Origin of the sequence: Reichenbachiella sp., assembly GCF_039944555.1 — a bacterium.
Lineage (GTDB): Bacteria > Bacteroidota > Bacteroidia > Cytophagales > Cyclobacteriaceae > Reichenbachiella.
Map to the genome: position 1 here is coordinate 147,160 of NZ_JBDUYN010000016.1, position 13,758 is coordinate 160,917.

At 38.8% G+C, this 13,758-nt stretch carries 18 protein-coding genes; 3 read left to right on the forward strand and 15 right to left on the reverse strand.

The annotated features are described in order from the left end of the window. Positions 1–10 precede the first annotated feature (10 nt). The gene (locus ABJD64_RS22985; protein ID WP_348181201.1) at positions 11–562 is read right to left on the reverse strand and encodes a hypothetical protein; all 552 of its coding nucleotides are present in this window, start codon (positions 560–562) and stop codon (positions 11–13) included. A gap of 380 nt (positions 563–942) precedes the next feature. On the opposite strand from ABJD64_RS22985, the gene ABJD64_RS22990 reads away from it, so the two are divergent. Then, positions 943–1,686 (forward strand): cupin domain-containing protein, encoded by a 744-nt coding sequence (locus ABJD64_RS22990; protein WP_348181202.1) that lies wholly within the window; start codon positions 943–945, stop codon positions 1,684–1,686. A 41-nt stretch (positions 1,687–1,727) separates the two neighbouring features. Here ABJD64_RS22990 and ABJD64_RS22995 read toward each other — a convergent pair whose 3' ends face one another. Continuing rightward, complete coding sequence (locus tag ABJD64_RS22995) at positions 1,728–2,156, reverse strand: VOC family protein (protein WP_348181203.1); 429 nt, start codon at positions 2,154–2,156, stop codon at positions 1,728–1,730. Positions 2,157–2,297: 141 nt separating this feature from the next. Between ABJD64_RS22995 and ABJD64_RS23000 the strand changes: the two genes are divergently transcribed. Then, a complete protein-coding gene (locus tag ABJD64_RS23000; RefSeq protein ID WP_348181204.1) occupies positions 2,298–2,747 on the forward strand; it encodes an Lrp/AsnC family transcriptional regulator in 450 nt (149 codons plus the stop codon). Positions 2,748–2,757: 10 nt separating this feature from the next. On the opposite strand, the gene ABJD64_RS23005 is transcribed toward ABJD64_RS23000, so the two are convergent. Continuing rightward, complete coding sequence (locus tag ABJD64_RS23005) at positions 2,758–3,270, reverse strand: GNAT family N-acetyltransferase (protein WP_348181205.1); 513 nt, start codon at positions 3,268–3,270, stop codon at positions 2,758–2,760. A gap of 23 nt (positions 3,271–3,293) precedes the next feature. Beyond that, positions 3,294–3,731: a BLUF domain-containing protein gene (locus tag ABJD64_RS23010; RefSeq protein WP_348181206.1), complete on the reverse strand. Its 438-nt coding sequence runs from the start codon at positions 3,729–3,731 to the stop codon at positions 3,294–3,296. A gap of 179 nt (positions 3,732–3,910) precedes the next feature. On the opposite strand from ABJD64_RS23010, the gene ABJD64_RS23015 reads away from it, so the two are divergent. After that, positions 3,911–4,117, forward strand: a complete 207-nt coding sequence (locus tag ABJD64_RS23015; RefSeq protein WP_348181207.1) for a hypothetical protein — start codon at positions 3,911–3,913, stop codon at positions 4,115–4,117. Between the two features lie 96 nt (positions 4,118–4,213). Here ABJD64_RS23015 and ABJD64_RS23020 read toward each other — a convergent pair whose 3' ends face one another. The 11 genes from ABJD64_RS23020 to ABJD64_RS23070 form a co-directional block, all read right to left on the reverse strand. After that, positions 4,214–5,518: a hypothetical protein gene (locus ABJD64_RS23020; RefSeq protein WP_348181208.1), complete on the reverse strand. Its 1,305-nt coding sequence runs from the start codon at positions 5,516–5,518 to the stop codon at positions 4,214–4,216. A 153-nt stretch (positions 5,519–5,671) separates the two neighbouring features. Then, the gene (locus ABJD64_RS23025) at positions 5,672–6,217 is read right to left on the reverse strand and encodes a DUF1697 domain-containing protein (RefSeq protein ID WP_348181209.1); all 546 of its coding nucleotides are present in this window, start codon (positions 6,215–6,217) and stop codon (positions 5,672–5,674) included. After that, positions 6,214–6,522: a type II toxin-antitoxin system RelE/ParE family toxin gene (locus tag ABJD64_RS23030; RefSeq protein ID WP_348181210.1), complete on the reverse strand. Its 309-nt coding sequence runs from the start codon at positions 6,520–6,522 to the stop codon at positions 6,214–6,216. The genes ABJD64_RS23025 and ABJD64_RS23030 overlap by 4 nt, the downstream gene beginning before the upstream one ends. After that, positions 6,513–6,773 carry a hypothetical protein gene (locus ABJD64_RS23035; protein WP_348181211.1) on the reverse strand — a complete coding sequence of 87 codons (261 nt, stop codon included), beginning with the start codon at positions 6,771–6,773 and terminating at the stop codon, positions 6,513–6,515. The genes ABJD64_RS23030 and ABJD64_RS23035 overlap by 10 nt, the downstream gene beginning before the upstream one ends. Positions 6,774–6,836: 63 nt before the next feature. Then, positions 6,837–7,040 (reverse strand): hypothetical protein, encoded by a 204-nt coding sequence (locus ABJD64_RS23040; RefSeq protein ID WP_348181212.1) that lies wholly within the window; start codon positions 7,038–7,040, stop codon positions 6,837–6,839. Positions 7,041–7,139: 99 nt separating this feature from the next. Then, entirely contained in the window at positions 7,140–8,414 is a 1,275-nt protein-coding gene (locus ABJD64_RS23045; protein WP_348181213.1) for a DUF3500 domain-containing protein, read from the reverse strand. Positions 8,415–8,579: 165 nt separating this feature from the next. Next, positions 8,580–8,930 (reverse strand): hypothetical protein, encoded by a 351-nt coding sequence (locus ABJD64_RS23050; protein ID WP_348181214.1) that lies wholly within the window; start codon positions 8,928–8,930, stop codon positions 8,580–8,582. Between the two features lie 582 nt (positions 8,931–9,512). Then, positions 9,513–10,946, reverse strand: a complete 1,434-nt coding sequence (locus ABJD64_RS23055; RefSeq protein WP_348181215.1) for a S41 family peptidase — start codon at positions 10,944–10,946, stop codon at positions 9,513–9,515. Positions 10,947–11,042: 96 nt separating this feature from the next. Continuing rightward, on the reverse strand, positions 11,043–11,486 hold the full coding sequence (locus tag ABJD64_RS23060) for a GNAT family N-acetyltransferase (protein ID WP_348181216.1): 444 nt from the start codon (positions 11,484–11,486) through the stop codon (positions 11,043–11,045). Between the two features lie 236 nt (positions 11,487–11,722). Next, positions 11,723–12,853: a hypothetical protein gene (locus ABJD64_RS23065; RefSeq protein ID WP_348181217.1), complete on the reverse strand. Its 1,131-nt coding sequence runs from the start codon at positions 12,851–12,853 to the stop codon at positions 11,723–11,725. Positions 12,854–13,075: 222 nt separating this feature from the next. Further along, positions 13,076–13,720: a hypothetical protein gene (locus ABJD64_RS23070; protein WP_348181218.1), complete on the reverse strand. Its 645-nt coding sequence runs from the start codon at positions 13,718–13,720 to the stop codon at positions 13,076–13,078. Positions 13,721–13,758 lie beyond the last annotated feature (38 nt).

Sequence of the window (13,758 nt, forward strand, 5' to 3'; positions counted from 1 at the left end):
TTCGTCATTTTTATTTAGCAACACACGAAATTGAATGGCTTTCGTTTAAGTTAAAAGAAGAAATCGTAAAGTGTGCTTGATTTAAGACAAGTTCAGCATTGATCCTTTCCTTTTTTAACTTCATGGCCTCTTGGTATTCAGATTCGGTCAGAGGTTGAATCTTCCAGGTGGTACAAATTGCGTGTTCCATTTTTCCATTGTCATAGCCCAACTTCTCGTATGCCGTTATGGTGTTCATTAGCTTATTCAATACATATTTAGTGGTTTGCTCCTCAATGTAGTATGAGCTTTTTTCAGACGATGATCCAAAAGCCTTGACGGGATACGATTTTTGAATAAAATTTCCTTTTTTTTCGGAAACACACATAATTTCATCCGACGTTAACTTGATAAGAATGTAGTCATTGGTTGGAGTATAGAATGCGCTATTATCTACAAGCAAAGTAGCCTGATCACATAAATAATACGTAGCAGGAAGGTCGGTACCGGGATTTGCAACACAATCCATCGAGAAAAATGAATATAAACATCCATAAACAAGAATTACTTTTAAGTTCTTCATCACTAATCAATTAAGTAAAAAGAATGGCCTAATGAAATCATCAATTTTAGCCGTTTCACTGCACAATTTTTGATTAGAATTGGTCCTTGTATTGATTCAAAGGTGCGATAGAATAGGATCGGTTGTCCGGTATCTTGTAGACAATTAATAGACATCTATAAATTGTGCATGAGCCTCAAATCATCGTATTCCTTGAATATATACCCTTGGGTGAAGTGATTTTCTGATGCGTCTTGCATGCCCGCGTACCTTGGACTACTATACTAAAAGTTTCCCAACAATTGAACTAAGTGTCTGATAGGCTTGAGCTGTTACCTAAAAGAACCGACGGTAGTGAAGGACGCTCCTTCTTTTTTTTTAACTGTAAAATCAATTAAGACATGCCACAGTTATTTATCTACTTGTCAATTTTTATTTTGATTGGATGTAGTGAGGATCAGAAAGACATACCTGTCGATGACGGAGATCTTGCAGATCCTTTACCTCAAAGTTTTTACGAGGCGTTCGAAATCCGGGAACTCACCACCCAGGCTGAAAATGGATTCATCGAACTCATCGACAAACCTAGTATGCGTGCAAGTTTTGAAGCGCTGGGTGCTAATCAGGTCTCAAACAGAGCCCAGACCGAGTTTGACGAAGTTTTTTATGTTTTCCATGGTAGCGGCAAGATTTCGGCAGGATCTACTGAACAAATGGTATCGCAAGGTCAGACACTTATCGCCCAAGGGGATATTGATACACAAATCACAACCGAGGACACCATTCAGGTGGTAGTGATTTCTATGAAAAAATCAGGTGCCTTATCAGCGGAATTATCTCTATTTACTAAAGAACAAATCGAATCCAACAAGACGAGCAGCACCAATACCTGGAACCCCTTTCTGAAGCAGTCGAACGTCATCTTTGGACTGTACGCACTACCGCAGTCACAAGGGGGAGACAACTCGCTTGTTCACACCTGGGATGAAATCAATATTGTAACAGAAGGCCAAAGTAGGTTTACAATGAACAATGAATCCGTTGATGTCACTAAAGGATCGATCGTTTTTGTTCGAGCTGGAGCTGGCCATTTCTTTAGCCAGTTGACGGCTGACACTGATATAATGATATTGTGGAATCAATGAGCAGAAACGATCCATAAATCCATAAACCTTCTTTAAATGCATCAGCTTGCAAACAGCTGATTGATATCCTTAAATGCTTTGAATTCTAGCGCGTTTCCCTCAGGGTCTAGAAAAAACATGGTAGCCTGTTCTCCAACTTCTCCTTCAAATCGCACATAGGGCTCAATGACGAATTGAGTTTTTATGGCTTTCATTCTTTCAGCCAATGCCGTCCAGGTATCCCAGTCCAATACCACTCCAAAATGAGGAACGGGTACATCATGACCATCTACAGGATTGGCTATCGGTTTTTCTGACTGGTGTTCGCCTGATTTTTCATGAATGACCAATTGATGACCAAAAAAATCAAAATCCACCCATTTTTCGGAACTTCTCCCCTCAGGACAGTTGAGCGTTTCCGCATAAAACTTTCTGCATTTTTTTAAATCAGATACAGGAATGGCGAGATGAAAGGGAGTCAAATTATTCACGTGATTGTTGTTCTAATTAGCCAATATCTATAATTGGAGCAAAATTATTCGGTGAACTACAATTTACAAAACTGATTATATGGTAACAATTAGTAATTTTGATCTAATCAACTTATTTATGATTATAAAACAAACGATTCGATGCTAGACATACTTGATTTGAAAATATTGGACATTTTACAAAAAAACTCAAGACTGTCCTTTGCAGAAATTGGGCGCATCATCGGGCTTTCACCTTCAGCTATCAGAGAAAGAATTCAGAAGCTCGAAAATCAATCTATCATCAAGGCCTATAGCTTGGGAGTAGATAATCGACTTCTTGGGTATGACATCGAGGCGTTTATTTCTGTCAAAGCATTTCATGGAAAGTTAAAACCCTTTCTCCATGCGCTAAAAAGTTACCCCGAAGTGAAAAAGGCCTTTCGAATAACAGGAGGTCAAAATGTACACCTGGAGGTGGTTGCCAAAGACAGGCTTCAGCTGCAAAACCTAATTGATCAAATCATGCAATATGGAGATACACTAACCCAATTAATTCTTTCTGAGGTTGACTTGTCAAGCGACGTGACTGCATTCCACAGCCAGGTCTAATTTTACAGAATCATAGAATAGTTTTCCACATCTGATACATCCCTCGAAGATGTTTATGCATCAAATCAGATTCGAACTTAACTTCATTAAAGGCTTGAAACCCTAGCCCTTCATAGAACCCAATGGCCTTTTGCTGGGTATCCATTACTTCCAGCCAAAGTATGGAGCACCCGCTATGTCTGGCCCTGTCTTGCATCCAAGTCATTAATGCTTTGCCGACACCTTTGCCTTGTGCAGCATCACTGAGATAAATCCGTTGCAATTTAGCTGCCTTTTTATTTCTGAAATTAGCAACTGGCTCATTTTCGAGTAGCCTGATGATGCCAATCGTTTCGGATTGATATTGCACAAAACAGTAGAGAGTGTTAGGTTCATTTAATTCTTTTTCGAGCTGACCAGGCGAGTACGTTTTTTCCAAATAAGATTTTCCGCCATCCCTCCAAAGATGCTGATAGACCCGTGGATAAATTTGCATCATCAGGTGATGCAACTCCTTTTGATCGCCCAACAGGATTTCCTTCATATTTATATGCTCAGAAACTACAATCATTGACCCATGGGCCTCTTTTCCAGGAAGTCTCTTACTTTTTTCCAAAATTCTTTAATAGCCGGACTAGGCTTTTCAATTAGTTCGGAATAGGCTAGAAAATTAAGTACAAATAATTCCCTTTCCTTGTCATGCTTATGGTCAGAACTAAGATCAACATATGCCATTTTCCATTTCTCGAATGTTCGCTCTTCCTTAAATCCCTCTGTCAAAAGCTCCACCTTAGAGTGAAATTTATTTTGGCATATTTTATTAAATAAGTTTCGAACTACTTCTTCATCTCCTTCCAATAGTTGAAGAAATTTGTGATCGTGATAAAACAAACAACCTGAGATATTATTCTTTGAGTTGAAGTTTTGTGCAACTTCTAAAATACGCTCTATATTTTCAGTTGTTAGGTCAGGAATGGCGTTCGATTGATAAACCAGTTCAAACATATTTTCGCATTTGTTTACTTTAAGATATTATAATCAATCCAAAAAAAATATATCGCCTTCACCTTTTTCGGCAGTTTAGCTGTTATAGTTACTGATGTAAGATCGAATGGGATATTGTTTAAATAACTAAAAGCGACTTAGGCCTACGCTCAATCCTGCACATTAATTATATTTAAGATATGGAGTGGATTATTGAATATGGGCAATATATCGGCCTTGGGCTTACGCTGGCTTTTGGCATCCTGATCTATTCAATCGCAAACAAGGAGGCCAGTGATAATAACAACAAGGGCGAGGTAAAAAAGAAGTCACATGGACTGCGATTCGTATCAGGCCTGATCTTTCTGGTTTGCATACTTATGGTCATCAGGATAATCTGGTACTGATTCTTTGAGGTCTTCTCGTATCGCATAAAGATCATTCCGGCAACGGTCTCGGCTAGCAGTATTCACCAATTTAGCTCTGAGTGCCTGGAGGCTCTGTTATTTTTTCTTTAATTGGTATTGCTCCTTCGCCGTAGTCACTTCCCACATTTCATTTAATTGCAGTGTCCATCCATCGCCAGTAACAGTTTCAGCCTCGATAAGCGTTGGTGCTGACAGCATCACAAACCCCCAATTTGCATCTAATAGTGCTCCGTTTTCTACTTCTAATATTCCCCAATGGTCGGTGATCCGCATGGTTGGGTAAACCGTACCAAGTTCGCCCAGAGGAATAATGTTTGCTGGGTTAAAGGAAATATTCATTTTTTTAAAATTGAGTTTTAAGGTAGGCTCCTCCAGATATTTTTTCCTTAGCATTTCTTCTTTAGCTAGCCTATTTCGTTCTCTGTTCTGTTCTTTTTCAATGATTGCATCATTGTCATAGCCACCCATCTTAATTATGCTGTCGAACGTAATGTCTTCCGATATTTCTGCTGAAAAGGCTCTAACGAAGTAGTCCGTTAAATTAGTGTTTTCAGTAATTTCTCTCTGCCAGGCGGTGGTTCTTTTAGAAAGAAAAAATCCATAGACAGGAATAGTCTGATAGGCAAAGGACCTTACGAATGTTGAACTCGCATAATAATTCTCAATTTTGCTTTTAAAATGTAATTTCATTTCCGCATCACTTCTTCCACTTAGCATAGCACCAGTATATTCGGCCAGGCCTTCATTCATTTCCAATGCGTTCTCTGCTGATTTTACTTTGTCACTTATGTGACGAGCACTTCTGAAATTGAGGGCATTTTTAATATGATTATTCTTTTCACTTATGTCCTCGGAGATCAATGCGTTTTTTAGCGCTTCAAGTTCAAGAATGAGCAATACTCTGGCCTCATAGGTGTCCAGATGCGCATTACTGATTTCCTGTAAACTGTCGAAGCCAATGGCTGGCTGGATTCGGTGAAACAATTCATGGATTATTAAATTGTTTCGAGCGTACTGATCAGTTGGCAAGGGCAACATGACCATGGTCCACCTTTTACCTTCCCAATTTATAGCTGTATTAGCAATGTTGTATGTATCAGGCAAAGTACCCAAATAGACCGTATTCTCTTTTCTAAATTGACCTGAGCTGCTATTTTGATTGGCTGCAAATTCTCTTGTTTCAGGATCTATAAAAATAATGGGACCATACAAATCATGTCCCCAAAACCACCTATCATCTAACTTGAGCAGGCTATCAATTTCAGCCACTGCCTTTTCAATCGGGCCATATTTCGATTGTGCGTTATTTGTGGTTTTTGACTTTTCACCCTGACAGTTAAAAAGCAACATCAAAGCAACGGCATAAAATAGCTTGTACATGTCTTGATTTACATTATGTGAATCAATCTAGCCTGACTGATGAACTTAAAATAAATGTATCATTATTTACTTGCTTTTTTGCTACCAGAGATGTTATAAAGTGTTAACCAAAAGTAGGCTGGATGACAGAAGGTTGATATTTTGGCTGAAAAATTAAAGCTTCTTCCCTATCCTGTCGATGGTATTCCAATTTCGTGTGGTGATATCCTTCCCATACATTTTCTCCAGGGCTTCCATTCCCTTTGGTGTTTTGGTGACAGACAGGTCTAAAACACTGATGATCATTTTATCACGCACTTCCAGTATTTCAAATGAACCATCCTCATTTTTCCATGGCAACTCCAACTCCGGACTATTGTCCTCACGCAAAAGTGAAACATACAACCTAATGTCTTTGGTAAGACTGACATGTTCGAATGGATTGCTCCTCAACAGTTCATCAATGGTTTTGGCTGTTCTGATGATGGTCGGAACAGGAAATCCAAACGCTTGTTCCAGATGCTTTGAAATCTTCACTTCCAGATTTTCAACTGTATCGCTGACTGAGTCAAATACTACGTTGCCAGAATTGAGCAGGGTTACAATATTTTCGAAACCCAACTTCTCCATTTCTTTTTTCAGATCTGCCATCGGGAGCTTGTGATGGCCGCCCACATTAATTCCTCTTAGAAAAGCTACGTATTGTTCTTTTGTTTTCATTCCATTTTTGTTGGATTCTGGCGACAGTCGAAAACATTGGCTATTTCAACTCGTTCAAATTCTTCATTAATCCAGTAGATTATCCTGTAATTCTTATAAACCAAGTATCTGAATTCTTCTTTTCTATTGACAAGCAAATCCTCTCTTCGGCCTAATTTAGGATGTTTTTCGAGTTTGATCGTTGCATCTACTATTCCACCCACCATTCTTTGGGCTACACCCGTGCTTGCCTGTGATTTGTAGTAACTGAAAATATCTGCAAGTTTGTCCTCGGCAAATCGGGTCCAATAAACGGTTAGCTCCATTTTTGGATATTGTGCCTTAAATCTTTTACGGTAGTGAGACGTTCCTTTTTTGAGTCTTCTAAAGCCTGATCAACCTCATCATTCAATTGTTGTTCGCTCATGGGTTGGAGATTACTCTCCATCTGTTCGGCTTTTCTTTTTCGCAGCATTTGCTCCAAACTGTCAACGATTTCCTCATTTTGCAGTCTGAGGAATTCTTGAACAAATGATATTTTGCGAGCTTCTAAGTCCATGGCTTTTTCTTCAATCAAAGTTACAACTTTTATTTCTGTTTTAAATTCACTTCAAACAGCGAATACGCATTTCCGTTGCACTCAAACACGATAACCGGGGTCTTCAGACACGTGGTAGGCCTCCAAAACTTCACTTTTTTGTTCATCAGTCAGGCCAGACCATAAATTTCCGGCTTTTGCGGCTTTTCTAGCGGAAAGTATATCGTGAAATGATTCCAGAAGTTCGGTGTTCTGAATACCATCTATCAATTGATGAAGGTTTGACTTTAACTCAATTGTACCCATGGACCAAAGTTAAGAAATTCTAATATTATTGTTATTTATTCAGTTTGAGGTTTGCTCGATACAACTCCAACAAAGGCAAAAAACCTAATTATAACAGGCTTACCCGCCATGTGAATGATGCCCATGATGAGCAGTACTTGATTTGACAGTATAATCAAATTTGATTTCGCTAAGTCTATGATGATCAGCCAGGGCATAATGCTCATATAAAGTCTTGGGACCGTCGGCATTGATGATCTGAGCAAATATCCCGTAGTCGCCTCCGTCCTCGGTCTCAGGATTATTTGGAATCCTGGTGATGGTGTGTACATGGTTCCAATCCTCAAGGTCTTGCCCCACCGGACTTTCCATGTTGTATTCTACCCAGAGGTAAGGATTATAGATCCTATAGTAAAACTGAGTGGTGGCGGTAGGAGTCTCCACATTGTCCAACCATACAAAATAGGTATCATTGATGTTGGTCATGATATCAGCCCACCAGAGTTCAGCAAATGTCGTGTTCAGGTTATACACATATTCTTTCATAACGAGTATCAAATTCGCCTGCGTGGCCTCGGACATATCCGAATATTTCAGCCCCGTTTCGAATCCCGAATAGTCGTAGGCCCCGATGTAGGGATCCGGCTGACCATTTTGAGAGGCTGGCCCGACGTTCATCGTTGCGCTGCTGCCAGAGGATACTGCGAATTCAATTTCATTGGCTGAAAAGCCATTGTATAGATTGAGCGCTAAATCCCTCTCATCTTTAAATATGTCAAAATCAACACCATTGAAAGTCTCCGTTACAGGTTCTCCACCCAAAAATGAGGGTACCATAGACACGTTATCTCCATGCACCAAAAAGTTGATCGCACAATGATGCCCATCCAATTGAAATCCCCATGAACCACTGTTGTCCGGGTCGCCAAACATGTCTATGGAATAATAGTCAGGGCTCCATGGACTGGAATTAATTTCATTGAGAAATCCTTCAGCCAAAACCGTGATTTCGTCTACTTTTTGATAACCCTCTATGCTCAGAAATAATTGGAGTAAATCCTTGAAAAGGGTCAACTGATCAGAAGACAAGTCACCATAAGTGATGCCATCTCTGTTGCCATTGTTGGCAGGTGTATTGTGCCAAAGGTAAAAACGTTCGTCGTCCAGACAATTCGAAGCGGTGGTCAGTTGCGTCTCTGAAAGTGAACTTCTGAAGGCGATCATAGCCTCTCTCATGGCTTCAATCGTTGTGTTGCTGGACTGATCGACCGTGCCGGTAGTTTCACAGTCTGACGCATTGGTTCCACTACTGCTCACATCATCGTCGGATATGCATGCTTGCAATGTGATTACGATTACTAAGGTTAGGAGGCAAAAATTGACGCTACTTTTCATGTTTCTATTTTATAGGGTGTCTTACTTGTAGTAAAACGAAATCAAGCGTACTAACCCTACCCGGATGGTTTCTTTGAAGCTGAAGAAGAACACTCGGAAGTAACTTCCGAGCTAGAGAGTCCTTATTCCGTACAGAAGTAACTTCCGCGCCAGAGAGGAGCAGGGTTATAAACCCTGCAACGATTTCTTATATAATTTAAAAAAGAAGAAAGGCAAAAATCCAAATCCAAACAGGAAAGCGCCAAGTGTGACTATTTCTCCAGCCCCAGGCCATCTCAAAAGTTCAAACCAAAAGATCAATGCGATTCCTAAAGCAGCTAATATCCTTTTCATGGCGTCAAACAGTTTTACATCGTGTTGATTGAATTCTAATAGCGGAATAAATACAACAGCGTTGCCAGTGACCCCGACCAACATCAAGATATCCGCTACGGGTAGATGGAGAAATTTAAAAGTAGCTCCAAAAACAAAAACTAGCGTGAATAAAAAGCCGAGTGAGAACGTAATTTTTTTCATGGTTGAAATTTTTATTGAATGAATATAATTTGAACCAAAATATGAGAATCTATTCTTCCTTTTACGGCAATAATGCCGGAAAGCATCTTTTAAAGGCCATAATGCCATCTCTATGGCAATCCACCGACGTCTGCGACTTCTGAAGATATGCACGCGTTTCCGTTGCACTCAAGTGCGTGCTAGCAGAGACAAAACCAGCGTTGAAAGGTTATGCAATTTTGTGTGGAGCTAAAAAGGAAGAGCACCACCCGGAAGTAACTTCCGCGAAAGGGAGGACATTTGTCCCAAAAATTCTGCGGAGCATCAATTCGGATTCGGAACCGATTCAAAATTTCTGCGGAGCATCGAACCGGATTCCGAACACATTCAAAACTTCTGCGGAGCATCGATTCAGATTCCTAACACATTCAAAAATTCCACGGAGTATCGATTCAGATTCTCAACCGGTTCAAAAAACTTTACGGAACGTTGATTTTAATCAGCATTGAGGAAAAGAACACGATGGAGGGGTTCTGAGCTGGCGCAGGTTAGAGCAAAGCGGAGACAAAACCAACGTTAATGGGTTGGCCATGGAGGTGACTACTACTCATTTTCCATTATTTTTTTCACAAAATCCATTTCAATATCTCTGCCTTCGATCCAATCCTCTAACGTTGGGGTCACGATGAAATCTGGAATGGTGCCTCTTCCAACATTTTTGTTCATATCTACAGCGTTGGTATATTTCAGCAGTGGGACGGTCATCGTCATATTTGCATAAATATCCTCATTAGGCATCAACCCACTCGTATTTCCCTGATATCCTCCACCGCTTTCCTGCCCTACAACTTTAGCCTTTCCATTATAAGAAAGTATGGCCACGAAATCGCTGCAGGACGACATGCTTATTCCATTGGTGATTAGGTAAGTATTCCCGTGGTAATTGTTTTTGGCTGGATCAATATTGTAATGATTAAATTCTTTTGTAAGAAGTGAGCCTTTCCAATGATAGGAGGAATCAATCTTTTCAGGCTTGGAATAAAAGATCCGATAGATTCCCTTTATTTGTTCGGCCATCTCCTGCGTCAGCTCAATTTTTTCCCAGTAGTCAAAAGGTTCGTCAAAAAAATATGACGCAAGCAATGCCGCGTTCGTGTCTGTTCCTCCTGTATTGTACCTCAGATCTATGACCAAATTTTGGATTTGCTGGTCGCTGAGTGCTTTAAAGGTCTCTTCAATAAATTTTTTAAACTTTTGTCCATTCTTTTTAATTACGGTTTTGGCAAAAGAACGAATAGTAAGAAAACCAACTCCATCTTTTATTTCAAACACCAACTGTTCTTTGTCCGAAGATTCTAAAGATTCAAATGAAGGAAACACCTCCGGCTCGACTCCATTCAAGTGATAAGTCTTAATTTCATTTTCAACTTTTACTTTGATAGTAAAAGTGTCATTGAGCTCAATCATGGGTTGATACCAAAATGCAAATCTGTGATTTAAGAGAAGCGTCTTAAGAGTTTGGTTGTAACCATCTGAAGGAATGGCTCTGAGCAGGGTGTTTAGTATTTCTACGATCGGCTTGCCATTTATCGATATCACCTGGCTTTTAAGTGGAATGAATGGGTCCTTAGAGTGGTTTTTTGTTACAAAAACTTGTTTTCGTTCATCAATAAATACCTCGATTGGAATGAGTTTTGATATTTTTTTGGTGTGATTATCGTATTCTTCGGAGAGTGCAACAGAAGTGTGCAGACAACCAATTTGAGCAAATAATGGCTTGAGTTTTCTATAGAATTCTATGGTTGTCAAAGAGTCTGTAACCGTCTGCAGGGTAGAGTCAATCACAAAATCAAATCTCGGTTTGCTGGTATATCTATAAAAGCCGGGTTGGCCTATGCTGACCTCCTTCATGATCTCTCTGGTCCAGGCTCTGATACTATCTGCCGGGAATTTTTCATCCGGATTGAATGCTGTCTTTTTTTGCGCTGACAGTTGTATGGACAGTACCGTCAATATTCCCACTAAGATTAGTTTCATAGCAACTTTAGGTTATCGTTCATTTACTAATGAAGGAATAATATCAATGGTTGCTCGAGGATAAATGATTGGGCAAATGAAGATTCTCTTGATTTTTTATCCTATCCGATAAGTAAATTTTTTGTGAGACTGAACAAATTTCTCTCGCTCATAAAACCGATGCGTATCACCTCGTTTATTATTTGATGTTACCTCTAGTTGCTCAATCTCTTTTAGCTTTGCTATCCGCTTGAGTTCGTCAACAAGCCCTTTCCCAATTCCATTTTTTCTGCTTTCCGGATTTACGTACATTTCTTGAATTTCTGCTATTTTCTGTCCTCCATGATGCAGCAATAGTTGAGAATGGCAACTTAAATAACCAACAGACTCATCGTTCATTTCTGCAATCAGATAGATATGATCAGGATTATTTACGTTGCTTTCAAACGCTCTCTTTAGATCTTCAACATTGAAAACAGTTTGTTCAAGCTCATTCACGAAATTATAAATCGAGTTGAAATCATCATCGTTTGCTATCTTGATATTCAGTCTATTTTTCATCTTGATCTCTGAATTTGTATTTCTCAGACATTTTCAAATATAAAAATTTCTGCTATTTCTAAGGGATACACACTTGTTTCCGTTGCACTCAAACGCGGTGGTACTTTCAGACGATGAACGCTTATGCTGAGAAAATTGATTTGGGAGACCATGCCACCATTGATGGGTTAGCCAGGGGGTTTTATGAAAAAAAAGGAAGAGCACTCTCGGAAGTAACTGCCGGGCTAGAGCGGCTGTCATTCTTTTTTCAAGGACCTTATAAAGATACCCAGGGTTTTTGCCCTACCTGTTGTATATCCATTTGGCGAGTAAAAACTAAGCCTTCTAAGTTCTAATAGCTTGTCCATGTCTTCCTGTTTGATGCTCAGGAAAAGTGCTCCTTTTATTGCTTCAAGGCCAAAACACTTGGATTCAATAAGAAGATCAAGAATTTTATTCTTTTCTTCTTTGCTCAGAGGTTTAGGATTATTAAGCATTTTGGTTTTTAAAAAACCATTATTTTCAAGCCACATCATTGAAGGCGAGTTAATGTCTCCAAATCGCATAGCAAAATCCGAATCATTGGACACCTCTGTTCCAAAAATATTCTCTTGGTTTGTTTCTTCTTTCAACCATTTCAGACTACTTTCTTTTTCAGATTTTGAGTTTTCTCCAACAGTTTTAACTTGTTCTAATACCTGAATTCCTTGGTAACCCGTGAGTTCGGCATAAACAAAAATGACCCTAGCCTGTACAAGATCATTTTTTGTTGTATCAATTATTTGTTTAACAAAATCAACGGATTGAGGGCTTCCAATGTACATTAAAGATGACAAAAGGTTCAATTGAAATTCAACATTTTTACTACTTTGAATGGCGCTCATAATTCGTGAAATAGAAGTATCATAAATCGCATTCCTATTTAAATAACCTGCCCAATATTCACTCCAGCTTTGATTACTTGATTCTAAATTATCTAGAGCTACCTCTTCTCCATAGGGCCCAGCAAATAAAGCCTCCAAAAAGAGTTGGCTAATTATTTCAGTGTTTTCTGTTGGCCTGTTTAGAAGTGACAATAATTCCCGTCCCTGTTTTGGAGAATGAATTAATAGGTTGTGACTTAGGGCAAATACTCTCTTGGAAGGTGCGTCAAGCAAAGGTGACTCCTTTAACAGGTTGAACAACTCTAATTCTTCATCAACTTGTTGTGATGAAAATGTGGTTGCAGTTTCACCATAAAAGGTCAAACCGCCATAGCGATATAGTTCTGGTGTATAATTGTCAAAGTGATCGGCAATCTTATTATCTAGATATTCTATCGTTTGCTGATCTTGAGAAAATATATTTCTTGAAGTAAGAAGCAATAGAATTAAAATTTTACTCTTCATTATCTATATGATGTTAACAATTAAATCACAAATTTTATATTTACTCTCTTCCTACTCCACCACGATCACTCCACCTCCACTATACGAGTGATATTCACCGTCGTACATCGCATCGGCGCCGACCGGGCCCATCTGGAAGGTCCCCTTAGATACGGCACGAACCATGTAGTAGTAATCATCCTCTGTTGATCCTCTCAGAGAAATCCAACTTTTTTTGTACGATTAGTGAACTTCTCGAACTGATCTTATCAATCTAACAATTCTGTTAATTGATATAGGGAATATTAAAACAATAGAGAATTGAAAAGCAAGCAGAAGCATTAATGACAGTATCAATTCAGTATTATGCAAAGAGTGAAAATTTTCTTTATCCATTTCCTTTGTGGCAATAAAAATAATTATCAAAAGTAAATTGATTATTCCGCTAACGATTAATAAGCCAAATCCTTTTCGAATTAAATTAATGTGCTCGTAATTATTATTAATCAGATCCTTAAATGCTATGATTATTATTGCCAATGGGAAGGATCCAATTACCGATATTCCCAGTAGCATCTCTATGTTTCTATTATTGAACAGATCAAATGTAAAAACCATCCAATAGGCCAAAACAAACAATGGAATAGTAAAAATGACAATTGAGTATATTTTAGTAAAAACAGGCATCTCCTTATATAAAAGGATCAAATTAGAATTTTTCTTTGGACTGGCCTTGAATTCTTGAATTTCAATGATCGCCTCATCAGGAGTGTAATCTTTACAACTACCTATAAAATTTGGCTTCTCATTTGTCAGTCCACAGTATAATCCAGTTTGAAGATTAAGCTGACGCTTAGTACAAGTCTTACATATTTTAAATTGTTCCATTTTTTTTATTGCGAAAATAAAATTATCGAATATAACTC

Coding starts and splice junctions, on each gene's coding strand:
- ABJD64_RS23005 (WP_348181205.1), bottom strand. CDS start 3,270: ATGAAGGAAATCCTGTTGGGCGATCAAAAGGAGTTGCATCACCTGATG.
- ABJD64_RS23045 (WP_348181213.1), bottom strand. CDS start 8,414: ATGAAAAGTAGCGTCAATTTTTGCCTCCTAACCTTAGTAATCGTAATC.
- ABJD64_RS23055 (WP_348181215.1), bottom strand. CDS start 10,946: ATGAAACTAATCTTAGTGGGAATATTGACGGTACTGTCCATACAACTG.
- ABJD64_RS23065 (WP_348181217.1), bottom strand. CDS start 12,853: ATGAAGAGTAAAATTTTAATTCTATTGCTTCTTACTTCAAGAAATATA.
- ABJD64_RS22985 (WP_348181201.1), bottom strand. CDS start 562: ATGAAGAACTTAAAAGTAATTCTTGTTTATGGATGTTTATATTCATTT.
- ABJD64_RS23030 (WP_348181210.1), bottom strand. CDS start 6,522: ATGGAGCTAACCGTTTATTGGACCCGATTTGCCGAGGACAAACTTGCA.
- ABJD64_RS23025 (WP_348181209.1), bottom strand. CDS start 6,217: ATGAAAACAAAAGAACAATACGTAGCTTTTCTAAGAGGAATTAATGTG.
- ABJD64_RS23000 (WP_348181204.1), top strand. CDS start 2,298: ATGCTAGACATACTTGATTTGAAAATATTGGACATTTTACAAAAAAAC.
- ABJD64_RS23060 (WP_348181216.1), bottom strand. CDS start 11,486: ATGAAAAATAGACTGAATATCAAGATAGCAAACGATGATGATTTCAAC.
- ABJD64_RS23040 (WP_348181212.1), bottom strand. CDS start 7,040: ATGGGTACAATTGAGTTAAAGTCAAACCTTCATCAATTGATAGATGGT.
- ABJD64_RS23070 (WP_348181218.1), bottom strand. CDS start 13,720: ATGGAACAATTTAAAATATGTAAGACTTGTACTAAGCGTCAGCTTAAT.
- ABJD64_RS23010 (WP_348181206.1), bottom strand. CDS start 3,731: ATGTTTGAACTGGTTTATCAATCGAACGCCATTCCTGACCTAACAACT.
- ABJD64_RS23050 (WP_348181214.1), bottom strand. CDS start 8,930: ATGAAAAAAATTACGTTCTCACTCGGCTTTTTATTCACGCTAGTTTTT.
- ABJD64_RS22990 (WP_348181202.1), top strand. CDS start 943: ATGCCACAGTTATTTATCTACTTGTCAATTTTTATTTTGATTGGATGT.
- ABJD64_RS23020 (WP_348181208.1), bottom strand. CDS start 5,518: ATGTACAAGCTATTTTATGCCGTTGCTTTGATGTTGCTTTTTAACTGT.
- ABJD64_RS23015 (WP_348181207.1), top strand. CDS start 3,911: ATGGAGTGGATTATTGAATATGGGCAATATATCGGCCTTGGGCTTACG.